Raw genomic sequence first — 22501 nt, 5'->3', positions numbered from 1 at the left:
TATTGTATTGTATAATAAGGGGAAGGAGGGATTATCTGTGAATCTTCACATATCAAAATCCAAAAATGCAGAGTCATTTTATATCTGTAGATCTTATGTAAAAGCTAATGGCAGCACTTCTTCCATGATCGTCCGCAAGCTGGGAACTTTAGAACAGCTTTTAGTTGAGCATGGTCCGACAAGAGATGATGTCCTTGCATGGGCAAAAAATGAAGTGAAAATAGAAACCGAAAAATATAAAAAAGAAAAAGAAACCAAAACCGTTTTGATCCCATTCCACGCAGACAGGCAGTTAGATTATGATAAGCAGTTTTTTTACCGGGGAGGCTACCTTTTCCTTCAATCGATCTATTATCAGATGCAGATGAATAAGATCTGTCGGAAATTGAAACAAAGATATAAATTTAAATATGACATCAACGCGATCCTTTCCGACTTGATCTATGCAAGGATACTGGAGCCCTGCAGCAAGCGTTCTTCCTATAAGGCTGCATCGGAGTTTCTGGAAAAACCTTCCTATGAACTCCATGATGTATACCGTGCATTGGATGTTCTCGGCGCTGAATGCGACCTGATCCAGGCAGAAGTCTATAAAAACAGCCATTTCATGGGTCAAAGGAATGATAAGATCCTCTATTATGACTGTTCCAATTATTACTTTGAGATCGAACAGGAAGACGGCAGTAAAAAATACGGGAAGAGTAAAGAGCACAGGCCAAACCCAATTATTCAAATGGGGCTGTTCATGGATGGAGACGGGATTCCCCTTGCCTTCTCCCTCTTCCCGGGAAACGCAAACGAGCAGACATCGCTGAAGCCGCTGGAAAAGAAAGTCCTTGGGGATTTCGGATGCCAGAAATTTATTTACTGCAGTGACGCCGGTCTGGGTTCGGAATCCATCCGTGAATACAACCACATGGGAGAGCGGGCTTATATCGTAACCCAGTCGATCAAAAAGCTGAAGAAAGAAGAAAAAGAGTGGGCGCTGAACCCGCAGGAATTTAAACGGGTCTCTGATGACAAGCTTGTCGACATCACGAAACTGCCGGAAGATGACAAAGGGCTTTATTACAAGGACGAACCGTATACCACAAAAAAACTGCACCAACGCCTGATCATAACTTATTCCCCAAAGTATGCCCTGTATCAGAAATCCACCCGTGACAAACAGGTGGAGCGGGCACAAAAGATGCTGGATTCAGGGAAGACAAAAAAGAACCGGAAGAGCCCAAATGCCCCGGCACGTTTCATTGGAAAGATGGCTGTTACAAAAGAGGGAGAAACCGCGGATATCAAACAGTATCTGGATGAGGATAAGATTGCAGAAGAGGTGCAGTATGACGGGCTTTATGCAGTATGCACGGATCTTTTGGATGATGAGGTCGGTGATATTTTAAAAGTAAGTGAAGGCAGATGGCAGATCGAGGAATACTTCCGAATCATGAAGACAGATTTTTCTGCAAGGCCGGTTTATTTACGGGAAGAGAACCGGATCAAGGCACATTTCCTGATCTGTTTCCTTGCATTGACCATCTACCGTTACCTTGAGAAAAAACTGGATTCAAAATATACCTGTGAGGAATTGCTGGATACATTGAAAGCAATGAATTTCGCCGGGATACACGAGCAGGGATTCATCCCACTATACAAGCGGGAAAAGATTACGGATGCTCTTCACGAAACCTGCGGTTTCCGGACGGACTATCAATTCATAACCAAGAGTAAAATGCGAACAATCCAGAAAAAAAGCAAAGGGAAGGAATAAATTACTATAGTTCGAAACAACGATAAAAATCGCTGCAGCCCAGTAAATATAAGGGTTTCAGGCATTGTGCGCTGGCGTCCCTGGTGCGATTCGAACGCGCGGCCTTTCGCTTAGGAGAAGTGTGGTTTGCTATCACGCTGCTCCCTCGTAGTGTTATCTAATCCCCGTATTTACTGGCTTTTCACTGATTACAGATGTTATCTTGTACCTGTGTATTATCGCTGATTTTATATGATTTTAACACCTTTGTTTTGCAGATGATTAGCAATCAGCCCATTATCAGGGAAATGGTAAGGTGTCAAATTTATTCCTCCATTTCCAGTTCCAATCTCTGCAATATATCCTTAATTATCCCTGCATCTTGGATAAGGTTGATTCCAAAACATTTCTTTCCTGCGTCTTTCAGGGATGCCCCCACATGGTAGGCTGTTTCTCGGTCAAGAATTAAGAAACGGTCATGGAATACCTTCGTATATTTCACTTCTAACATCAGCAATCTGAAACCGGGCCGTGAAAGATATACAACCATGCTAAATGAGAATGGAGAAATTATCGACGATGTTGTTATATTCCGTATGGATGAAAATAGATTTTGGGTTTCCACTCTTTTCGTCCATTATCTGAAAAATTGGTTTGACCAGCACAAAGGTTCCTATCATGTAACGTATCAGGATATTACTTCCACCCTCAGTATGTATGCGGTACAAGGGCCAAAATCCAAAGACATGGTCAATGCTCTTGTTAAGGAACCCGTAGATGCTATGAAATTCTTCAGCTTTGCCCAAAATGAAATTGAGGGAATACCGGTAATGGTTAATCGTGCAGGATATACCGGTGAAAAATTAGGCTATGAAATCTATTGTTCCGCTGAAAATTCTGATCTGCTGGAAGAAAAAATCCGGGAAACAGGAAAAACCTTTCATGCTGTAGAAGTAACGGAATTCCAGATTATGGCATGGACATTGCCCTGCGAAGCAGGCTTTATGTATATGAGAGATCTGCGTCATACCAATCCCCTTGAAGTGGGCCTGGACCGTGGAATTAATTATGAAAAAGAGTTTATCGGAAAAGACGCCCTACTTCATATCCGGGAAAACGGTGCATCCAGAGAATTAATCGGATTTACTGTGGATGAGCCGGATGTTTTCATCAGAAGCAAACACCTTGGGGGGCCTGGGGAACCCGTCATTGTTAATGGAGAAGAAATCGGCCGGGTATCTAAATTGGTATACAGCTATGTGCTGGATAAAAATATCGGCTATCTGCTTGTAAAAAAAGGCTGTGTAAAGCCTGGTGACAAAGTCCTTCTTCATGGATATGAGGCAGAAATTCATACATTACCATTTATTTGATTTATTTTTTATCTGAAAGGAGTTTTCTTATGAATAATTTTGATCCAAAAGCCGTTGGAAAGGCTATTATGAACAGTTACATCACAGACACACTTCCCCTTGAAGATATGCTTTACGTGAAAGGCCAGGTTACAATTGTCACTGGCGGTACTTCAGGACTTGGTTTTTGCGTAGCCCAAAGACTTTGTCAGGGCGGCGCAAAAGTTGTCATTGCAAGTTCAAATGAAGAAAGAGGGGGCGATGCACTCGCACTTCTGAAATCAAAAGGTTATGAAGTTTCTTACTGCAGAACAGACGTCAGAAGTGAAGAGGATGTAAAAAATCTGGTGGCATTTACAGCAGATACTTATGGCTCCGTTGACATTCTTGTTACATCAGGCGGCTCATGGAGTTTTGCGCATATCTATGATCTTCCGGAAGAAGAATTTCAGCGTGTAATTGATGTTAATCTTACTGGAGCATATCGCTGTGCGAAATACGTCAGCAAATACATGATTGAACATGATATAAAAGGGAAAATGGTACTTGTTTCTTCTAATTCTGCCTTCCTGTCGCAGCCAATTTTTGGCGGCTATGCTCATTATGTAGCATCCAAAGGTGGTATCGTAGCAATGACACAGGAACTTGCAAAAGAATTAAAACGTTTTGGAATCATGGTAAACACAGTTGCCCCAGGGGGAATGAAAACGCCAGGCGCTGTTTCCACCGGTCCGGTTCACACTCTTCCACCGGAAAAACAGATGGAAATCGTTCAGGAACTGAAAGTTGCACCAATTGATGGAGTACCTACTGCAGACAGTGTTGCAATTGTGGTATACGGCATGTGCACAAAGATGGCAGATGGTGTTACCGGGGAATGTATAGTTGCTGACAGCGGTATGATGAGAAACATTGTGTCTTTTCAGGCTCCGTGCCAGCAGTACCCTCCCAAAACAAATAAATAAGACAATAATAATTATGAAAGAACAAGGTGATCATATAAAAGTTTGAAAAAGTAGGTTATCGGGTAGCGTAAAATTGTGGAGTTGTTGACAAACTAACGAGAAATGACTTTCTGTAAGATATACTGATTATATCAATTGCAGAAGGTCATTTTTTATGATGGGAAAACAACGCAGATAACTCCAAATAGTCCATCTTGATATAGATTCTATTATTCCCATGTCGGCAGAAAATTTATTGATTCCGGTGTCCTGATAAAAATACTGTTAATTGACTATCTTTATAGGACCAGATCAAGAGTACGGTTATATCCATTTCTATTTCAGTTTCTCCTCTGTCTGAGAGGAGAATCCTCGTTTTATTTCGTCATTAATGATGAAAATTCTTCTTCTTTTTATAAAAGAATGCCATATCTTATCCTCTGACAAATTGTTAATATTTTTACAATAATAGTAACAAAAATATACAGAAGGGAGAAATAACAATGAACAAATATCCTTATCTTGGTAGCCCTCTTACGATCCGGGGCATTTATTACCGAAACCGGATTTTTTCCACCCCTACAGGGCTGACCTGGCCGGATGAATACAGCGGAGCTCCGGATTTCAGAACTGTAATGCTTTATGAAAAAAAAGCAAGAGGCGGAGCTGCCAGCGTCAATTATGGTGAAACACCCGTCAATGCTGTGGACGCTGTTCGCAGACCAAATGTAGACGAAATCCGTCCCGATTTCAAACGAATGGTTCTTCCTGCCAAGGACTGGATTAAATACACGGATGCCATCACAAGACACGGGGCCAATCCATGTATCCAGCTGGCTCATGCCGGTCTGTTTGCCGAACCCTTTTTCAACAGAGATTCCAACGGTACCGTTGTAGGTCCGGTGGACATGAGCAAGGAATCAGGAACCCATGTCAAGGCAATGGACCAGGCAGACATGGACCGTATCGCAAACGATTTTGCAGAAGCTGCTTTCTGTGCTGTACAGGCAGGCTTTAATCAGATTATGATCCAATGCTGTCACGGCTGGCTCCTGGCACAGTTCCTGTCTCCTGCCTGGAATACACGTACAGATGAATTTGGCGGTTCCATTGAAAACCGTGCAAAATTTCCTCTGCAGGTCTTTAAGGCAGTTCGGGAAAAAGTGGGCCCAAAGGTTGTGATCCAGACAAGAATCAGCGGGGACGAACACCAGAACAACGGATGGTCTTTAGATGACTGTGTTGCTTTCTGTAAAATGATAGATAAATATGTAGACATCATAGAAATATCCAGCGGCGACTACCATAATTCTGAACATTACTGCTGGGTCAATCCCCTGATGGATCATTTTATCAATATCCCTATTGCAAGAGAGCTGAAAAAAAGAGGTGTAACCTCCTATATCTCGGCAGTGGGAGGACATAACGATCCGAAAAAGATGGATGACTTGATTCGGGAAGGAGTCATTGACTTTTTCTCCATCGGAAGAGGCATTCTGGCTGATTCGGATCTGCCAAAAAAATGGCTGACCGGAAAAGAAGAAGACGTAAAACCATGCATTCGTTGTTCCGATTGTATGGCCGGATTATACAACGGGTTCTATCAGTGCAATATCAATCCGACCGTAGGTCAGGAAGCTTACCTGCTAAACACCCCCAGTCCGCAGTCTTCTAAACGTGTACTGATTGTAGGAGGCGGCGTAGGTGGTATGCAGGCAGCCATTACAGCCTGTGACCGTGGGCATCAGGTTACTCTGGTTGAGAAAAACGATTGTCTTGGAGGAACACTATTGTTTACGGATTACGGACATAAAGACGATCTTAAGCAACTGAAGGATTATTATATCCGCCAGGTAAACAAACGTGGAATTCACGTTTTATATGATACAGAGGCAAATCTTACCTTGTTGGATCGGCTCCGTCCTACAGACATTATCGTAGCTTCCGGTTCTTCACCGAGAATTCCTGATATTCCGGGAATCGAATACGCAAAACATGCTACAGCCGGTTACTATCAAGCGGACACCATTGGTCAGAAAGTCGTTTTAATCGGAGGAGGTCTGATTAACTGCGAACTGGCAGTAAAATTTGCGGAAGAAGGAAAGGATATTACCATTCTGGAATTAACGGATATTATTCTCCGGGATGCTAATATGTTTATCAAACCCACAATAGAAGAGATCTTCAGGAAATATGCTTCCTCCGTACATGTCGTGAAAAACGCATCCACAAAATCCATTTCCGCAGATGCAGTCACCTATGAAGATACCGAATGCGTTGAGCACATACTGCCCGCCGACACCGTGCTCTATGCCATTGGAAGCATTGGAAACAACAAAGTGGTAGAAGAGCTTCGTTCATGGCCGTATTGGGAATCCTTCCGCGCAGTAGGTGACTGTACGGGAGCCGGTATTGTTAAAAAAGCAATCCATCAGGGCTATTTCGCAGCTATGGATATTCTTTAAATTTTTTATCCTGACGCTTCTATGCGTCAGGATATTTTTTTGATATAATGATCCTATGAAAATAAATCTTCCAATCCTTTATGATCAATTGTATAAAAAATATGCAGACCGCTACGCCTTCTTTTTAACCGACTGCAATTTTTATGATTTTCCTCTTCAGATGGTCTGTCTTTATAACAGCCGTCTGGCCTTATCACATGAGTTTGTCTATATCCTGAGCGGGAAAGAATATGACCGGGATCCAAAACGGTTTCAGGATAGTTCTGTCATACTAATCGGGATGGTTAAACAAAAACCGGTAAGAAATGCCATTTTGATCGACGATCCCATTGATATGATAGAGTTATTTCAGGAGACTGTATCCATTTTTCTCTCTTTTGAACAGTGGAATCAGGAAATATGGACTTCTATTGTTTCCAAAACCAAACTAGAACGCCTATCAAAACTCATCGGCGGGAAATTAAAGAATCCCGCTTGTGTTCTGGATCTGTCTTTTCATCTGAGAAGCATTGTGGGAGAGCTTCCCAGTGACCGGCCTCTTCCAAGTGAATGGACAGATTTACTGAAACACCGGGAAAGTCCTGTGGAAACCTTTGATATTCCTCAAAATGATATCTATTTTTTTACAAAACACGAACGGGAAATTTATAAACCTATAGGCTCTCCCTACGGCAATGATGAAATATTTCTCAACATTTATGTCCATGACAGCTTATTTGCAATACTTGCTAACACAACTTTAAACGACTCCTTTACATCTGGAGAATATGCGATTATGGTGCTGGCTAGAAATTATCTGGAACAATACTTTACTTCTACCTTTAGTGCCACTGGGAATGATACTGCGATTCAGTATTATATGAACCTTCTGCTAGAAGGGCAGGAAGTAAATAGGGAGTCTTTAAAATATCATTTATCCAGGATAGGATGGACGCAAAACGCTTCTTACTATGTGTGTTGTTTCAGCTTTCCCAGAATTCAAGAACCACAAAAGGGGCAGGCAGAGCATGCCCTCGCAAGGCTCGCTAAAAATATGCCTCGTGATATTATATTTATATACTTTCATCATGTTGTGCTTTTATCCCGCAAAATCGATATGGAAGCACTGGCAGTCTGCGCTAGAAAACTCGACGCCATTTGTGGCGTCAGTTTTCTCCAGCAGGACCTTTCGAACATTTACGATGGATACAACCAGGCACTGCTGGCTACAGAATACGCAAGGAAAGCAAGTCAGGAAACATCTGTCTTTTCATATGAGGATTACTATGCTGTCCATTTAAGAAATGCTCTGTCGGAGAATATCAACATAAATCAGTTTATCCCATCCTCCGTCAGAAATCTCCTCCAATTTGATATCCTGAATCATACAGATTATGTCCGGTTATTAAAAACCTATCTTATATGCGGATCCAATTCCAAAAAGGCCGGGGAACTCCTATATATGCATCGAAATACGCTTATTTACCGAATAAAAAAAATTGAGAATATTATGAGCTGTTCTCTGGATAATTTATCTATATCCCAGATAGAAAATATTCTTTTGGCCATTTGGCTGATAGAAAACCCATAATCTGGAACAAACAGCTGACCAAAGAAGGACAAAAAAAGAGTGAAAACGAAGATTACTTTCAACCGTTTCCACTCTTTGACTCATACCGTTTTGCATTATTTTGCCCTCAATGGTAACCTTTTTCCCAATCCCTGCGATCATTACGATCATATCAATTCTCTCCATTAGAATAACATAGGCCATCGTATGACCAAGAGACAGCATTTTCCAAACGGAACGCCATGAACATCTCTGCAATTTTTCGGATGAAGCTCTTTTCCTGCGTGAAATACATATTTTTGGCAAGCTGCTGGGTGATTGTACTTCCACCCTCTCTCAAGCTCCATGAAATCAGATTATTCCATGCAGCTCGTCCTATTGCAATCAGGTCAATCCCCCAATGCTGTTCAAAGCGATGATCCTCCACAGCTACAACAGCATCCAAATATAAGGGATATATGCCTTTATATAAAAGACAGACCGCCATCAACGGAAACACCTTAATGGTAAAGGCTCGGGAAATATCCTACCTTGAACGCATGTTGAAATTCCTCTCAACGGATAACCGCCAGGAAGAAGAAAAGGATATCTGGGAGCTTGATAAGCTCGGCATCGAGTTCAGAGCCAATCCGATCAAGAGAGTCCGAACCTTAAACTTCACAAAGATATCGCAGGACGGTATCCGGCAGGAAGTGAAAAAAGGCATCTACCTCAACCTGCAAAGCGAAGCCATCGCCTGCGTGATAAAAGAACTGACAGCAGTGCGGAGGTTGTCACGGTATCTTGAAGAACGGCAGCCAGACATCCAGTCCTGCAAGGACATCAGCCGCAAGGTGGTTGAAGAATATCTTACCTACCTCAAAACAGAGGCAACGGAAACCAAACATTTCCATGCAGACCTAAACCGCCTGCGCTGCCTGCTGGAAAGCATCGGTCAGATGTGTGATTATCCGAATTTAATCGGGCTGTTTCTTACAAGAGATATTCCGCAGACGCCGAAAGCAGCCTTCAAAACTTATTCGGACGAAGAACTCAAGCGCCTCAACCGGGAGATTGTCAAGCTGGATGAGCAGACTGCAAGGCTGATGATTATCCATCAAATGCTCGGCACACGAATCTCTGATACACTGACGCTCGCTCCCGACTGCCTGTCGGAAAAAAACGGTGAAATCATTATCCGAATCCGGCAAATGAAAACAAAGCCTTATGAAAAACCAATCAGTGCAGAGCTTGCAGCTTTAATCCAAATGGCAATTGATTATACCAAAGAAAAATACGGGGATACCCCTTACATCTTCGTGGATGATAAAGATACAGCACACGCTATGCCATATACCAAAGTGCAATATCGAGTCACGGCGATGATTTACGACAAGGACTTAAGGGATGACAACGGTGAGCTCTTCGGATTCAGCACACATATCTACCGGCATTATTACGGCGTAAAGCTGACAGAAATGCATCTGGATGATTGGACTATCGCCAAGTTGCTGGGACACAGCAGTGTCCGGAATGTAAAATACTATCGCAAGATGAGCAATCAACTACTTGCCGATGAAACCCGAAAGGCACGGCAGAAGCTCTCGGCGATAATATTAAACAACTTAGACGGATGGGAGGATGAATATGAGCAAATACGAAAAGATGGTCGCCTGTAACCGAAAGAGCAGTGCGGACAAGATTGAACTTGCTAAAAAGACAATCTTTAAAATGCTGGATGAGGGAGAAAAAATAACGATTCCGAAGCTGATTGCTAAGACAGGATTGTCGAGAGGATTTTTTTACAAGAACCCCATTGTACGAAGCACACTGGACAAGGCACTTGAACAGCAGGTCGGAATGACTGATCCCCGAAAGAACATTCTCGATATGGCGATGGACAACGAAATCGTTGTATCATTCTTCATATTATGTCCGTAAATCACAGTATGCCGGTCTGAAAAATCTGCGCTGTTGCGGTAGTCCATAAAAATGGTCCCTGCCGTGTTCCAAGAGCCGTCCAGCAGGCGACGAAGGTAGTAGCTGTTATCCTCGCTCTGCGCCACCGGATAGTTTATCTTGGTATCGGGGCAGTGCAGCCATGCGATGATGTCCTTGTTTTCTGTCTGTAAAACCTCAAAATCTACTATGATCGGCGCAGTTTCCTGTACAGATTCTTGTTCCGACTGGTTGCTTTCAGCGTCCTGTGGAAGTTTCATTACTGCTTCCTTCGTAAGTGAATCGTTCAAATTTTGGCTTTCCAGCATTTCCAGCAAATACCCTGAAATTTTATAAATAGATAAAGCCGCAATTATCAGGCATACCGCCACAATTATAATTTTTTTCATTGTTAATAGTTCCATCGCTTAAATTAGCACAAAAAAGACGGTGGCGGTTTTTAAGCCGTCACCGCCTGTAACTGATGTTGTCAATGAGATGAAATCTCAATCATCTGTTATTTAGCATGCAGTTTTTTTCTTTTGCTGTAAACCGCCATACCTATAACACCGCCGCAGGAGGCCAACATTAGACCAATCCACAGCATCATATTGCTGCTGTCTCCGGTCTGGGGGCTTTCTGTTTTCTCAGAAGGCTTGTCAGGCTGTTCGGGCTTGGCTGGGTCAGTCGGGTCTGTAGGGTCTGTAGGAGTAGTGGGGTCGGTGGGCTTTTCGCTGGTTTCAAACGGTGTGTTGGAGCCAAGGATAGCATACTGGCTCAGATGGGTAGTCTCAAACACCAGGAAGTCACCTTCCACCACTGCATCAAAGCGTTCCAGCGGGTCACCCAGATATACCGCCTGGTAGTATTTGTAGCCCTTCAGGTGGTCGTTCATCGGGATTTTGACCGTCATGGGGTTATCCTTGATTTCCAGAGCTTTACCGTCTTTTCTAACGCTGATCTCGTAAATGGACAGCAGGCCCGGCAGTTCCTCTTTCAGTTCCGGACGGCTTCCCAGCACGCTTTCCTGCGCAATGGTGTCGGCATAAAGCTCCGCACCCTCTGGCACGCCGTCGGTCAGGGAGATGGAAACGCCGGTTTCGGAAGCAGTCAGATCTTTGACGCCAGTATCCTCACCAGGTTTTGTTCCAGGATCAGTGCCCGGATCGGTAGAAGTCCCGGACGGGGATACTTTGATCACATCATTGGTGCAGTAGTAGCTATACATGCCGGTCTTTACCACGTTGGTGGTATAGCCTGCCGGAATATCTTCTTCGGTCGCACCGCTGACGCCTTCTCCAGCCACAGGCACTACAATTTTTGTCAGGATTGTCTGACCCCAATCCTCCGCAGTTACGTCATCAACGGCGGTCTGATAGACCAACCACTGGGATTGATTCGGGTCTGCTCCCCAATAAAATCTCTGCCCGTCCTTGATCAGCACTGTCATAGAGCTGATATCGCCTATTTTGGCGCTGATGGTTTCCCCTGAGTCGGTATATCCCTCAGGCAGAGCGTCCTTTTCAAGTCCGTCAACGGTAGCAATTTGAACGGCAAGATATTCTTTTTGGCTAGGAAGTCCTTCCACCTTCACCAGCTCGTGGATATAGCCCACAGGCTTGCCGTTTGTTAAATCGCTGCCGGTGTAGATTGTTCCGTAACTAACGCCGTATTTCTTTCCGTCCTCGCCCTTGGTGAGAACCTTCCAGTCTTGAGCAACATAATTACTTTCATATATGACATTTTCCCATTCGGTGGTCTCCCCCTCGATGCCGGAATTGGCGGTCAGGGCAAGCTCTGTTTCCAGATTACCTGTGAAGGGAAGGGTTGAGGATGTTGTCGATACAAAGGCCGCAGAATAAGTGTTTTCACCTGCGCTCTTATACGCTGTCACAGAAGCGTTTGAGCCGACCTTGAGCAGACCCTGTGTTCCCTCGGCCATAAAGCGGATCGCCGCAGTCTGAGACGTTTTGTTTTCATTGATGGTCAGGGAGCCGTCTCCGGTAATTTCCAGATTGCCGCCCCAGCCGAAGCCCCATACAATCAGTTCGGCGATATGATTGTCACCCACCAGATGAAGCTTCAAATCGTCGCCCATCTCGTTGGTGGCAAGGGTCATTTCCGGGTGGTTGTAGTTTGTCAGGGTGATGGTGTTGGTAGCCTTGTCATAGACAGCGCCCTCCACCGTGTCAGCCTCGCCGCCGTTGCTATAAAGTACATAGCCATCGGGTTCTTCTACACTGCTATCATACAGCTGCACCCATGCAGCGCTCATGTCCCCGGACGAGGGGCCGTTCGCCGCAAACGCCGGCACAGCCATTCCAACAGCCATACAAAGCGTCAGCAGTCCTGCAAGAAGTTTGCGCTTTAGTTTCATAACTGATTTTTCTCCTTTCAAGATAACATTCATGTGAATAAACGGTTTGATAATTCTCTTTGGGGTATCACCGCCTTTTTTTCTGTATTTCTATGCCATCCGTTCCCCGGCGCGCCGGTTCAGGCAGCCAGGGCGGAACGAATAACCTTCTTTAAGCCTTATTTCCCGGCCGCTGTTTTTTTCCGTTTGTAGAACAGCATTCCCAGCACGCCGCCGCAGGAGGCCAGCATCAGGCTGATCCACAGCGCCATATCGCTGCTGTCCCCGGTCTGTGGGCTTTCTGTTTGCCCAGAAGGCTTGCCCTGCTGTTCGGGTTTGGCTGGGTCGGTTGGGTCAGCCGGGTCAGCGGGGTCTGTCGGGGTGGTCGGGTCAGTCGGCCCAGCCGGATCGGTGGGATCTGTTGGAGTAGTGGGGTCAGTTGGGTCGGTGGGGTTAGAACCAAGGATTGCGTACTGGCTCAAATGGTCGGTTTCAAACACGAGGAAGTCTCCTTCCACCACCGCGTCAAAGCGTTCCAATGGGTCGCCCAGATACACCGCCTGATAGTATTTGTAGCCTTTCAGGTGGTCGTTCAGCGGGATTTTCACCGTCATGGGATTGTCCTTGATTTCAAGGGTTTCCCCATTCTGGCGGACGCTGATGTCGTAAATGGACAGCAGGCCCGGCAGCTCCTCTTTCAGCTCCGGACGGCTTTCCAGTACGCTTTCCTGCGCGATAGTATCAGCGGAAAGGGTCGCGTCCTCCGGCACACCGTCGGTCAGGGAGATGGAAACGTTGGTGTCGGAGTTGGTCAGTTCGGTAACATTTTTCTCCCACACAGCATAAAGCTGTATGTCATAGATACTGGTGGAAGCGGGGTTTTCACCGTATTGTAAGCTGCGGTAATAGCTTTCCCAATCGGCAAACCAGTCAGAATTTGCGGTGTTTGCAATTATGCTGTTACGTTCGCCAGACGGCGAGAAAGACCAGCCTGCAAAGGTGTAACCCTCACGCACGGGGATAACCCCTCCGATGTCGAAAAACTGTCCGTTTTCCACGCTCTTGAGGTCAATTTCACGGATAGCTTTTTCCCCGTCCTTCAATGCTCCGCCGTTGGGATTGAAAGTAACCGTACAGCCACTTGTAAAGATTGGCGCCAAGTTTTTGTCCCCTGCCCCGTTTTTTAAACCGTTTTCAAAATCAAAGGTTATAAAGGTTTTACCGTCTTTTACCGTTATTGTTTCACCATAACCAATAATTATATCATACCCTGATTCTCTCCAGTTTTTAAAATGATAGCCGGGCCGAACAGGATTTGGCAGAACAATCTGCTGCTCTTCCCGCTGGGTATAATAGCGGTCAGGCAAATCCGCCAATTCTTCCTCGGTAAAATAGTTTTCCACGCCTTCATAGTTTATATTGTAATAAGGCTCATAAAAGGTAACATAGAACTGAGAGAAACCTCCGCCATACATCGATCGTACAGCCCCATGACCGACGTGTCCGCAGCCTTCTGTGCCCACTTCCTCGCCTTCGGGTTTTTTACCGCCGGCATAACAAGCTCTTAAAAGCATGGGTAAACCAGTATTGTTAACATATCCTGCATTGAAAGTATGCCCCGGAAGTTCGCATGCCGCTTCCAAAGCGGACTGTAAATTACTATATTCTTCTTCCCCATAGGCTGATGGGTCGATCTCTAATAACTTGTTTTCATAGGCAATCTTTATCGCATTGTCATAATATTTTGTTATGGGTTCCAGCTTTGACAAATCCGGCGTGCTGGTTGTTAAATAGCCATCACTTACATACCTCGGTTCATGAGCACTGTAATTAGGAATATTAACATATCCCAAATACAGGTCTGCATTCATGAATTGAACCGTAGTTACATACTTCCAATACTGATAGTCCGCCGTGATACACGCGCAATTGCCCTTGTGAATGTCAATGTTGGGCTGTGCGGTGAAACTCTCGCCGGGCATAACCAGTATATCCATGTTGGTACTAGGCGTATCCTCATTCAAAACGTGGTCTACGTGTGTGTATTGCGGTCCCTCCGCGCCCTGCTCCTGTTCAGCAGGCGTAGTGGCTGCGGCTGCCGGTACGGCCATTCCCGCCGCCATGCAAAGCGTCAGCAAACCTGCAAGTATTTTTCGCTTCATGATTGTTTCCTCCTTGTCAAATAAGATTGTTTATCCTTTGGTGTAAGCAAAGGATAGAAGGGGCGCCCCTTCTAAAAATTTTTCCTGCCGGCTGCCTGGGACAGGTTTTGCATGAAGCCCCGCCTGCAGGCGCTTTTGCCGGTTTTGTTTTATCTCTCAGCCTTATTCCTCGACCACCACCTTTTTCCGCCTGCAGTCCAGTATTCCCAGTACGCCGCAGGAGACCAGCAGAACGATATAGACGGCGTTTTGCCCTTTATCGCACTGGAGCGCTCTGCGGGAGAGCGGCGCCCTGCATTTCGGACAGAATTTCACGCTTGGGGCCGGCCGCTGTTCCTTACACAGCATAATGCCGATCCTGCACGAAACAGCGGCGGTTGATCATCAGCTCGTTCTCAAGGTACTGGGCGACCATATCGGCTACGGCGGTCACCGCCCGTTCCTCTCCCTTGGCCGACAGGCCGGGACAGGGATCACTTACGGAAACCGTCAGTCCGGTTCCCGTGTCGCATATCTCCGCCGAAAGGCTGAAGGTGCTGACGTTCCCGTAAACCGAAAGCCGGGCGACCACCGCGCCGCTTTCATTCTTCCAGTATTCCGCCCCCTCCGCGTCCAGCACATCGTAAACAGCCATCTGCACATACCGCCGGACATAGGGAAGGAGCCTTTTCACCTGACGCATTCCGTTTCCCTCCTTTCGTTTTAATCGCCATACAGAGCGGAGAACTTCTCCTGCACATCACCGCAGTGCCGACCCATCAGTCACACGGCAAGATTCCGAAAAGCAGTATCATTTTGCTTTGGCATTCCATCGCAGGGGCGGCGCAGTGAAATCGTCAGTTCAGTTCCAAACGCTTTTTCCTCCGCCGTTATGGAAAGGGAGACGTCTGTTCCGTCTGCTCTGCATTCGGCAATAATCTTTCCCGGCGCTTCCTCCCCAAAAGCAATCCCTTCTTTGGGGAATCGTGGCGGACGCCGGGAAGAAGTAGATTCCCAAGTCCTCATTTTAGGTGAAAAGAGGCCGGATTGTCTATGCGTAAACCCCGCCAATCGTATCAAAACAGGTGGCGGTGAACCGCCATTTTTCAAAAAACCGATGGCGGTCAACCGCCACTTGTGCATATTATATAAATCAAAGCAACTATTTTGAGGCTTTATATATGCATAACTTCTAATCGTTCCAAGTAGGGGATGAGGTGTGCTTTTCTTTCCTGATTTTTCCTTTCGCGGATGCCGAATGGCGTAAATTTCATTTTTCAGATGGGGAAAACGATATTTTTCATCAGGACAATTCGTTACCGCACACAAAAACACCCTGCCTCTCCGGAGAGAAAGCAGGGTGTCAGCCAGTATGTTAATCGTTGCGGTAAAGCAGGTACATAGTGATGCGGGATTTTGCGCCTGTCTTTTCGTACAGGGCGGAGATATGCCGTTCCACCGTCCGCTTGGAAAGGAACAGGCAGTCGGCTATCTCCTGGGCGCTGCTGTCCGAGGAAATCATCTGGGAAAATACATCCCATTCCCGTTCGGTCAGCCCGTATTTTGCGATGAACGCCTCCCTGCGCTCTTCGTCCGACTTTTGGGAAGCAGGCGGCTCCTTGGGTTCTTTGACGGCGTTCATGCGGGCGGTATACACAGCCATAACAACGCTGACCGCCACGAACAGCACCAGGGCGATGGCAATGGCGGCCAGGCTGTTGCCGGTGGACAGCAGCGCCACCGATCCGCTGGCGATCAGGGCGGCGCTCACGTTATTCATGGCGCGGCCCATGCCCGCCCACAGCGACGGCAGGCGCATATGCCGGGAAAGCTCCATAAAGCCCGCTGTGAAAAAGACAACGAAAAAGCCCGAGGACAGGTAAAAGACCACCAGTCCAATCAGGAACGGAGCGCCCAGGTTCAGTACCACAATGGACAGAACCGACATCATCATCACGCAGTACATAATAAGCCCCATATACTTCCGCTTACGGATATCGAAGACAAAGCCTGCGGCGAGGCCGCTGAATGCCAGCAGCAGGCGGGGCCACTGCCCGATATCCGTCCCGCCCGCATGGCGGAGGGTCACGGCATTGTCCAGTGTGCTGAACACGCAGGCCATCAGCACTACCAGCAGCGCCAGCATAATGCCCGCCGTCCGTTTTTTCCGGGTGAGGGAAATGTCTGTTTCTGATTTTGAGGACAAAGCCGCAGTCTCCGTCATTTCGATGCGGCTTTGGCCGGCCTGTCTCGTTCGGATGACCAGCAGGCTCAGAGCCGCCAGGAATACCGAAAGAAACGCCGCCTCCGCAACCTCCAGGTTGACAAGGTTGTTGTTTGCATACTGGAGCAGAATTCCCAGAGCGTAGGCGATCCCCGCCAGCCGTGCCAATGCATTGTCGCCGTCTATGGTGACGGAAGCCAGATAGTGGACGGCGCTGCCGAAAACGCCCAGCAGCAGAAACAGCACCATCCCTGCTGTCATAGTCGCCGCATAGGAGATATGCTGCTGGACAATGAAGGTACAGATAATCGCACCCAGCGCCAGGATAAAGGTCAGTCCGCTTTTATAGCGCCTTCCAACCCAGCGTTCCATGGCCGGATACAGGAAAAAGCCGACGGCGCTGGCGCCCAGCGCATAGTTCTGGGCAATGACGGTTTTCCCTTCCGTCACCGACAGGGAGATCATATTGACAAACAGATATTCCGCACCTAAAAAGACAAAAGTGAAAATGCCGACCAAAAGGATAAAGTGAATCGCCGGCTTGTTAAAAACAAAATGATGTTTCATATGTTTTCACCCCCGTCCTCGGGTTCTTTTACGATCTCAACCACATCGCCGATGTCGCAATCCAGAGTCAGGCAGATCCGTTCCAGTACGGAAAGAGCCACATATTCACCCCTGTCCATCTTCGCCATAGTAGAGGGGGCAATCCCTGTCATTTTCGACAAAGCAGAAGGCTTTATCTTTTTATCTATCAGCAGCTTCCAAAGCTTATTGTACTGAACCGCCATTTTGTTCACCTCATAAACAGAATATATTTATTATAGCAGAAACAATTTGATAAGTCGAGCTTTAATTTGACTTGTCAAAATATTTTATGAGAAAAACATTAACAGAGGAGTAACAGCAAATAGTCTGTGTTTTCTCTTTCTGCTGTATTCTCTCTTAAAGTGGGTACTTCAAGGCGGGTCAAAATGAACCGCCCCTCAGTCCACTGTTTAGGCATAGTTCTCCCTTGACGGCTCGTTTAACAGTGGAACGGGAGAGTGAGAGGTGGGAGGCGATAGTGTTTAGCCCCGGCCACGCCTTTCGCTCCTTATCCATGCGGTCATGGAGATAGATATACACGAGCTTTGCCCGATGCGGCACATCGGTTTTGTATAGCTTATCAAGTCTGCCCATTGGCACTCACCTCCGGCTTTGGTTCTTGAGGCGGAGTCCTGCGAGCTCTTGGGGAAGTCTGCAGATTTGATCCGCCTGTTTTCTTCTTATCCCTTGTCTGCTGTTTTTTCGTCTGTGGTTGGCTGCTTTCGTCCTTCGCCTGATCCTGACCGCCGGATGCATTGCCTTCGTCTGCAGGTTCGGGCGGCGCTAACAGGTCAAGACGGTATTTCTTCACGATGCCGTCCATAATGTCCTTCTTCGAGGCATACTCCACCTTGCGGTTTCCCTGATCGGCAACGGCGTAGGGATTCTTCTCATCAAACTGAATGCCCCATTTGAAGAACAGTTTCAGCTTTACCTTCATCGGGTAGAAGCCTGTTTTCATCACCACAAACTGCCCTTTGGGCATACTCTTTAATTCATCCGGCGTCATCAGCGGCCGTTCTATCATCTGCAGCGATTCGGACGGATCGTTCTTGCTTCTTGATACCGAACCGGACATGACAGTTCGGCTGCCCAAGGCTTTGGACAGGGTTTCCGCAGAAGTGCTTTGAGGAGCAAAGCCGCCGAAGATGGTGAGCTGGGTATTGTCTATGATAATTTCCGCACCTTCCTTGCCGTAGTTCTTTTCAAGCTGAGAAAAGGACTGGATGATCGGCACGATCTGCAATCGCCTTGAACGGGAGGCGGAGAACATCATTTCTGCTGGGCATCCACCTTTGTGGTCTGTACGCTGCCCACAATAAAGCGGTTTTCAATCTCAATCTCTACGATTTCTTCGTTTTCAGAGATGGTCACCGGGTAGGTCGTTTCGTTCAATACAAATGCCGGGGCAGCTTTTAGTTCACGGATTATCCAATTTCCAAACGGTACATTTTCAAATCCGAACACGCCGATTTCATTGGACTCGGCGGTAAGAATAGCGGTATCCTCAGTAAATTCCGTTTCGTCTGCCTTAAACAATCCGAAGATGGCGCCGCAGATGGCAAAGCCGTCCTCGTCAATCTTCTTGCCGATGACTGAGCCTCTGATAAGCTTGTTCTCCATCGGCTGACCGTCATTTACGGAGATATTCACGACTGCCGTTTCCTGTCCTGCATAGGCAAATTCCACAGGATAGATTTCATCGCTGATGAGGTAATGCTCGTCTGTGCTGTATTCCTTCACATAGAGCTTTGCACCCACCGGGAGATCTGTTGCAAAAACAGCTTTTCCGTTTTCATCGCAGGAAGCAATTTCAATGAGACCGTCCTTCGGGATAGCCATGCCGTCTGCCGCTGTGATATCCTCGGCTGCATACAAGCCGAACTGTACCGAGAGGATTTCGCCGTTCTGTCCGATACCGAACTTCTCGTCCTGTTCCAATACTTTGGAAAGGTCAATCTGCACACGCTGGCGCTCGTTATAGAATGCGGAGGAGACGGATGTGATTTCCACTTCCTGTCCGGCGTAGACAAGTTCCACGGTCTGCGGTTCGGGATTGAGCGCCATGCCGTGCGGCGCTTTGGTTTCTTTGATTTCAAATTTGCCGAGGTACAACGGTTCGCCTGTAGCAGTGCCGTCTGTACCTGTGGTGATTGTCGCTACCACCTCTCCGGCAGAGTAGCGGAGCGTTCCGTCCAAAGTATAAACATCTTCGATTGCAGTGATTTCATAAACTGCACGCCGGACATAATTCCGACATATTCCAAAGACTCACGGACTGTAAGGTTCGGGTACAGACCAAACTCTTGCGGTAAATATCCAATTTGTTTTTTGATGGTTTCAAAGTTTTTCGGTTCAACAGTAAGTCCGTTTATTTCTGCTGTTCCAGAAGTGGGAGTAAGCAGTGTTACTAAAATTTTCATCAATGTAGTTTTTCCGGCCCCATTTTCTCCTAAAAGACCATATATCCCGTGATCAATATTCAAATTTACATGATCCAGGCTTTTTACACCTTTCTTATATTCCATTACTAAATTACTTACCTTTATTCCCATGTTTACACCATCCTTTCTTGTTGTAATCTGGCTGCTTATTTACCAGATATAAGTTCAGAAACAAAAGTCCAATAGCAACCACAGCATACAATATTCTGCTAGGCCAATAAGGAGTTAAAGAACCATCTTGAACAACTTCTCCTGATAATTTGAACAGCTGTAATAATTGCGGCAGTATGCGAGTGATTGATGATGTTAAAAACAACCATGCGACACTTCCTAAAGAGGAACACAAGCAACGTGATATTTGGACGGTTGAAACGCTTTTTAAGGCGTTGGAGCTATGCGATGATGATATGCTTGCGTTGGCGTTAAACCTTGCATTCTCCTGCTCACTTCGTATGGGAGAAATGCTTGGCTTGACTTGGGATTGTATTGATATATCGGAGAACAGCATTAAGAATGGAAAAGCTAATATTTTCGTTAATAAAGAACTCCAGAGAGTAAACCGTGACGCTTTGGAAAAACTGAACGGGAAAGGCGTAGTGTTCAAATTTCCGCCTGCTTTATCAAGCACCCACACCGCATTGGTACTGAAAGAACCGAAAACCAAGACGAGCGTGAGGAAGGTGTTCCTGCCGAAAACGGTTGCAGAGATGCTTCAGAAACGATTTGAGGAAATTGAAAATCTCAAAGAACTGTTTGGAGAGGAATATACAGACTATAATCTGGTATTTGCTTCTTCCTGCGGCAGACCGATAGAAGGACAGGTTATCAATCGGGCATTAAAAAAACTGATTGACGATAATGACCTGCCGCCCGTTGTGTTCCACAGCTTCCGCCATTCCAGTATTACCTATAAGTTGAAATTGAATGGCGGTGATATGAAATCTGTGCAGGGCGACTCTGGACATGCACAGGTCAAGATGGTGGCAGATGTATATTCGCATATCATAGACGATGACAGACGACTCAATGCACAGCGTTTTGAGGAACAGTTTTATCAGGGCAAAGGTCAGACGCCGACAGAGAAAGTGCAGGCGGAAACCGTACCCGAAGCGTCACAATCCGACAAAGAGATGCTTTTAAAGCTGCTTGCCAATCCAGAGATGGCGGCGTTATTAAAATCACTAGCAAAGAATTTATAATTGAGAAGGGCAGTCAAAAGATTGCCCTTCTTCCTTACGGATTTGTGTGGTAAAAACCCTGCTACATGGTATAATGGATCTATCGGGAAAAGGCGTTTGAGGTCAAAGGTTGTTACCTCAAAGCAGATAGTACATAGAACTTAGTATCGCAGTTGATGATTTCAAGTTTGTCATTATTTTGAGGTGCCAAATTGGCACCTCAAAAAATAAAGGAGAATGACTATGGCAGAAGTAGAAAAGACAGATTTGGCAGATGCAAAAAATGATTTATCTGTATCGAATATTGAGAGTACAGGATATGATCTAAAAGGCATGATTTATGTCGTGCGTAATCAGCAAGTTATGATAGATAGTGATTTGGCTATGCTATATCAGGTTGAAACAAAGGCGTTAAACCGTGCTGTAAAAAGAAATATAAACCGCTTTCCAGAAGATTTTTGCTTTCAGCTTACAAAAGAGGAAGATAAAATTTTGAAGTGCCAGATTGGTACTTCAAAAATATTAGATGCGGAAAGAACAGATGGGCGTGGTGGACGACGTACTTTACCTTATGTTTTTACCGAACAGGGAATATCCATGCTTGCAAGTGTCCTCCACAGTGAAGTTGCCGTAAATGTAAGTATCGGTATTATGAGAGCCTTTGTAGAGATGCGGCGTTTTATCGCCAATAATGCTCTGCTCTTTGAGCGTATCAGCAATGTGGAGTTGAAGCAGTTGGAATACCAGAAACAGACCGATGAGAAACTGGAGCAAATATTTGAGTACATATCCGAGCATGAAGAAGCAAGTCAAAAGGTATTTTTTGACGGTCAGATTTATGATGCATTTAGCCTGATTGTCAGCCTGATACAAAAGGCAGAAAAGGAAATCACACTGATAGACGGATATGTGGATGTGGGAACATTGAATTTACTTTCCAAGAAAAATGAAAATGTGTCTGTGACAATCTACACGCAGAAACGGACAAGGCTCACGAAAACGGATACAGAAAATTTCAATGCACAGTATCCGACCTTAGAAGTGAAATATACGAAGGTATTCCATGACCGTTTCTTAATTCTTGACCGAGAAACAGCCTATCATGTGGGGGCATCCTTGAAAGACGCAGGCAAAAAATGTTTTGGTATTAACCTTATTCAAGATGCGGGGATAATTAAGGATATATTGCAGCGCTTAGAGTTGGAAACAGAGGAATAATGTTTAGAATTGGATGGTAGTAAAATGGAGATTGGACAAAACACATATAAACTGATACTTTTAGATACAAACGTATTAAGGGAAATAGTAAGAAATACTAATTTAGCGGGAAAAGGATTTTTACAAAAATTTTTTAGTGGCAAAGATAAGTACGCACCATGTTTTTCTATTTATAATGCACTTGAACTAATGCCTTATGAAGATATTTTTGAAGATTTCTTGGAATTCTTTTCGAGTATTCCATGTTTAATGACTGTATATTACGATGAAAATGTACCCCTGTTCCGGAGGAACGGATACCGTAAGTCCGGGACTATGATACTGCGAGTCCGGAGCAGGGATACCGCACTTAAGTGACTACTACTTGCGAGTTTACTCGCT

22 protein-coding genes and 1 pseudogene are annotated in these 22501 nt (G+C 45.7%); 10 read left to right on the top strand and 13 right to left on the bottom strand.

The annotated features are described in order from the left end of the window. Positions 1–37 precede the first annotated feature (37 nt). Positions 38–1765 carry an IS1634 family transposase gene (locus LKD70_RS12735; RefSeq protein WP_227708344.1) on the top strand — a complete coding sequence of 576 codons (1728 nt, stop codon included), beginning with the start codon at positions 38–40 and terminating at the stop codon, positions 1763–1765. A 304-nt stretch (positions 1766–2069) separates the two neighbouring features. Here LKD70_RS12735 and LKD70_RS12730 read toward each other — a convergent pair whose 3' ends face one another. After that, complete coding sequence (locus LKD70_RS12730; RefSeq protein ID WP_407690969.1) at positions 2070–2255, bottom strand: hypothetical protein; 186 nt, start codon at positions 2253–2255, stop codon at positions 2070–2072. A 37-nt stretch (positions 2256–2292) separates the two neighbouring features. Here LKD70_RS12730 and LKD70_RS12725 point away from each other — a divergent pair, with 37 nt between their 5' ends. The 4 genes from LKD70_RS12725 (at position 2293) to LKD70_RS12710 (ending at position 8075) form a co-directional block, all read left to right on the top strand. Next, a complete protein-coding gene (locus LKD70_RS12725) occupies positions 2293–3117 on the top strand; it encodes an aminomethyltransferase family protein (protein WP_265104842.1) in 825 nt (274 codons plus the stop codon). A 29-nt stretch (positions 3118–3146) separates the two neighbouring features. Next, positions 3147–4061 carry an SDR family NAD(P)-dependent oxidoreductase gene (locus LKD70_RS12720; protein WP_227708343.1) on the top strand — a complete coding sequence of 305 codons (915 nt, stop codon included), beginning with the start codon at positions 3147–3149 and terminating at the stop codon, positions 4059–4061. A gap of 482 nt (positions 4062–4543) precedes the next feature. Continuing rightward, the gene (locus tag LKD70_RS12715; RefSeq protein WP_227708342.1) at positions 4544–6505 is read left to right on the top strand and encodes an NAD(P)/FAD-dependent oxidoreductase; all 1962 of its coding nucleotides are present in this window, start codon (positions 4544–4546) and stop codon (positions 6503–6505) included. A 55-nt stretch (positions 6506–6560) separates the two neighbouring features. Then, positions 6561–8075 carry a PucR family transcriptional regulator gene (locus tag LKD70_RS12710; protein WP_227708341.1) on the top strand — a complete coding sequence of 505 codons (1515 nt, stop codon included), beginning with the start codon at positions 6561–6563 and terminating at the stop codon, positions 8073–8075. Positions 8076–8226: 151 nt separating this feature from the next. Here the strand turns inward: LKD70_RS12710 and LKD70_RS12705 are convergent, their stop codons facing one another. Further along, positions 8227–8541: a biosynthetic peptidoglycan transglycosylase gene (locus tag LKD70_RS12705; protein ID WP_407690968.1), complete on the bottom strand. Its 315-nt coding sequence runs from the start codon at positions 8539–8541 to the stop codon at positions 8227–8229. Between the two features lie 16 nt (positions 8542–8557). Here LKD70_RS12705 and LKD70_RS12700 point away from each other — a divergent pair, with 16 nt between their 5' ends. Beyond that, positions 8558–9712: a tyrosine-type recombinase/integrase gene (locus tag LKD70_RS12700; protein ID WP_227708340.1), complete on the top strand. Its 1155-nt coding sequence runs from the start codon at positions 8558–8560 to the stop codon at positions 9710–9712. Further along, positions 9675–9974 (top strand): DUF6262 family protein, encoded by a 300-nt coding sequence (locus tag LKD70_RS12695; protein ID WP_311136023.1) that lies wholly within the window; start codon positions 9675–9677, stop codon positions 9972–9974. The genes LKD70_RS12700 and LKD70_RS12695 overlap by 38 nt, the downstream gene beginning before the upstream one ends. Before the next feature lie 514 nt (positions 9975–10488). Here the strand turns inward: LKD70_RS12695 and LKD70_RS12690 are convergent. The 11 genes and pseudogenes from LKD70_RS12690 to LKD70_RS12640 all read right to left on the bottom strand — a co-directional run bounded on the left by LKD70_RS12690 (position 10489) and on the right by LKD70_RS12640 (position 19835). Next, on the bottom strand, positions 10489–12348 hold the full coding sequence (locus tag LKD70_RS12690) for an LPXTG cell wall anchor domain-containing protein (RefSeq protein ID WP_227708339.1): 1860 nt from the start codon (positions 12346–12348) through the stop codon (positions 10489–10491). Between the two features lie 158 nt (positions 12349–12506). Then, positions 12507–14489, bottom strand: a complete 1983-nt coding sequence (locus LKD70_RS12685; protein WP_227708338.1) for an InlB B-repeat-containing protein — start codon at positions 14487–14489, stop codon at positions 12507–12509. Between the two features lie 162 nt (positions 14490–14651). Then, complete coding sequence (locus LKD70_RS12680; protein WP_087163023.1) at positions 14652–14837, bottom strand: hypothetical protein; 186 nt, start codon at positions 14835–14837, stop codon at positions 14652–14654. After that, entirely contained in the window at positions 14827–15171 is a 345-nt protein-coding gene (locus tag LKD70_RS12675; RefSeq protein WP_089705390.1) for a hypothetical protein, read from the bottom strand. Before LKD70_RS12675 ends, LKD70_RS12680 begins: the two co-directional genes overlap by 11 nt. An 80-nt stretch (positions 15172–15251) precedes the next feature. Next, positions 15252–15803 carry a hypothetical protein gene (locus LKD70_RS12670; protein ID WP_227708337.1) on the bottom strand — a complete coding sequence of 184 codons (552 nt, stop codon included), beginning with the start codon at positions 15801–15803 and terminating at the stop codon, positions 15252–15254. A 40-nt stretch (positions 15804–15843) separates the two neighbouring features. Further along, the gene (locus tag LKD70_RS12665; protein WP_227708336.1) at positions 15844–17259 is read right to left on the bottom strand and encodes a helix-turn-helix domain-containing protein; all 1416 of its coding nucleotides are present in this window, start codon (positions 17257–17259) and stop codon (positions 15844–15846) included. Then, on the bottom strand, positions 17256–17483 hold the full coding sequence (locus tag LKD70_RS12660) for a helix-turn-helix domain-containing protein (RefSeq protein ID WP_176792557.1): 228 nt from the start codon (positions 17481–17483) through the stop codon (positions 17256–17258). Before LKD70_RS12660 ends, LKD70_RS12665 begins: the two co-directional genes overlap by 4 nt. A 178-nt stretch (positions 17484–17661) precedes the next feature. Then, positions 17662–17874, bottom strand: coding sequence for a helix-turn-helix domain-containing protein (locus tag LKD70_RS12655; RefSeq protein ID WP_227708335.1), 213 nt, complete (start codon positions 17872–17874; stop codon positions 17662–17664). After that, positions 17861–18562: pseudogene (locus LKD70_RS12650) on the bottom strand (type IV secretory system conjugative DNA transfer family protein); the annotation flags it as partial. The gene LKD70_RS12655 and the pseudogene LKD70_RS12650, both read right to left, overlap by 14 nt. Beyond that, positions 18553–19446, bottom strand: coding sequence for an MSCRAMM family protein (locus LKD70_RS12645; protein ID WP_392391215.1), 894 nt, complete (start codon positions 19444–19446; stop codon positions 18553–18555). The gene LKD70_RS12645 and the pseudogene LKD70_RS12650, both read right to left, overlap by 10 nt. Beyond that, positions 19440–19835 carry an ATP-binding cassette domain-containing protein gene (locus tag LKD70_RS12640; protein WP_204713337.1) on the bottom strand — a complete coding sequence of 132 codons (396 nt, stop codon included), beginning with the start codon at positions 19833–19835 and terminating at the stop codon, positions 19440–19442. Before LKD70_RS12640 ends, LKD70_RS12645 begins: the two co-directional genes overlap by 7 nt. 182 nt (positions 19836–20017) lie before the next feature. On the opposite strand from LKD70_RS12640, the gene LKD70_RS12635 reads away from it, so the two are divergent. From LKD70_RS12635 to LKD70_RS12625, 3 genes are all read left to right on the top strand, one after another. Continuing rightward, complete coding sequence (locus LKD70_RS12635; RefSeq protein ID WP_456115016.1) at positions 20018–20923, top strand: site-specific integrase; 906 nt, start codon at positions 20018–20020, stop codon at positions 20921–20923. 222 nt (positions 20924–21145) lie between these two features. Then, a complete protein-coding gene (locus LKD70_RS12630) occupies positions 21146–22120 on the top strand; it encodes an ORF6N domain-containing protein (protein WP_227708334.1) in 975 nt (324 codons plus the stop codon). 24 nt (positions 22121–22144) lie between these two features. Continuing rightward, positions 22145–22477: a hypothetical protein gene (locus LKD70_RS12625; RefSeq protein WP_227708333.1), complete on the top strand. Its 333-nt coding sequence runs from the start codon at positions 22145–22147 to the stop codon at positions 22475–22477. Positions 22478–22501 lie beyond the last annotated feature (24 nt).

The organism is Ruminococcus turbiniformis (genome assembly GCF_020687545.1).
Taxonomy (GTDB): Bacteria; Bacillota; Clostridia; order Lachnospirales; family Lachnospiraceae; genus Mediterraneibacter; species Mediterraneibacter turbiniformis.
Note: the sequence above shows the minus strand (reverse complement) of the source record. Positions and strands in the feature narration are given on the sequence as shown.

Excerpts from the sequence above, each read along its gene's own strand:
- LKD70_RS12700 (WP_227708340.1), top strand. The coding sequence starts at position 8,558 with ATGGTAAAGGCTCGGGAAATATCCTACCTTGAACGCATGTTGAAATTC.
- LKD70_RS12705 (WP_407690968.1), bottom strand. The coding sequence starts at position 8,541 with ATGGCGGTCTGTCTTTTATATAAAGGCATATATCCCTTATATTTGGAT.
- LKD70_RS12640 (WP_204713337.1), bottom strand. The coding sequence starts at position 19,835 with ATGGGAATAAAGGTAAGTAATTTAGTAATGGAATATAAGAAAGGTGTA.
- LKD70_RS12665 (WP_227708336.1), bottom strand. The coding sequence starts at position 17,259 with ATGAAACATCATTTTGTTTTTAACAAGCCGGCGATTCACTTTATCCTT.
- LKD70_RS12715 (WP_227708342.1), top strand. The coding sequence starts at position 4,544 with ATGAACAAATATCCTTATCTTGGTAGCCCTCTTACGATCCGGGGCATT.
- LKD70_RS12685 (WP_227708338.1), bottom strand. The coding sequence starts at position 14,489 with ATGAAGCGAAAAATACTTGCAGGTTTGCTGACGCTTTGCATGGCGGCG.
- LKD70_RS12710 (WP_227708341.1), top strand. The coding sequence starts at position 6,561 with ATGAAAATAAATCTTCCAATCCTTTATGATCAATTGTATAAAAAATAT.
- LKD70_RS12660 (WP_176792557.1), bottom strand. The coding sequence starts at position 17,483 with ATGGCGGTTCAGTACAATAAGCTTTGGAAGCTGCTGATAGATAAAAAG.
- LKD70_RS12655 (WP_227708335.1), bottom strand. The coding sequence starts at position 17,874 with ATGGGCAGACTTGATAAGCTATACAAAACCGATGTGCCGCATCGGGCA.
- LKD70_RS12720 (WP_227708343.1), top strand. The coding sequence starts at position 3,147 with ATGAATAATTTTGATCCAAAAGCCGTTGGAAAGGCTATTATGAACAGT.
- LKD70_RS12695 (WP_311136023.1), top strand. The coding sequence starts at position 9,675 with ATGAATATGAGCAAATACGAAAAGATGGTCGCCTGTAACCGAAAGAGC.
- LKD70_RS12625 (WP_227708333.1), top strand. The coding sequence starts at position 22,145 with ATGGAGATTGGACAAAACACATATAAACTGATACTTTTAGATACAAAC.
- LKD70_RS12730 (WP_407690969.1), bottom strand. The coding sequence starts at position 2,255 with ATGTTAGAAGTGAAATATACGAAGGTATTCCATGACCGTTTCTTAATT.
- LKD70_RS12690 (WP_227708339.1), bottom strand. The coding sequence starts at position 12,348 with ATGAAACTAAAGCGCAAACTTCTTGCAGGACTGCTGACGCTTTGTATG.
- LKD70_RS12675 (WP_089705390.1), bottom strand. The coding sequence starts at position 15,171 with ATGCGTCAGGTGAAAAGGCTCCTTCCCTATGTCCGGCGGTATGTGCAG.
- LKD70_RS12630 (WP_227708334.1), top strand. The coding sequence starts at position 21,146 with ATGGCAGAAGTAGAAAAGACAGATTTGGCAGATGCAAAAAATGATTTA.
- LKD70_RS12725 (WP_265104842.1), top strand. The coding sequence starts at position 2,293 with ATGCTAAATGAGAATGGAGAAATTATCGACGATGTTGTTATATTCCGT.
- LKD70_RS12680 (WP_087163023.1), bottom strand. The coding sequence starts at position 14,837 with ATGCTGTGTAAGGAACAGCGGCCGGCCCCAAGCGTGAAATTCTGTCCG.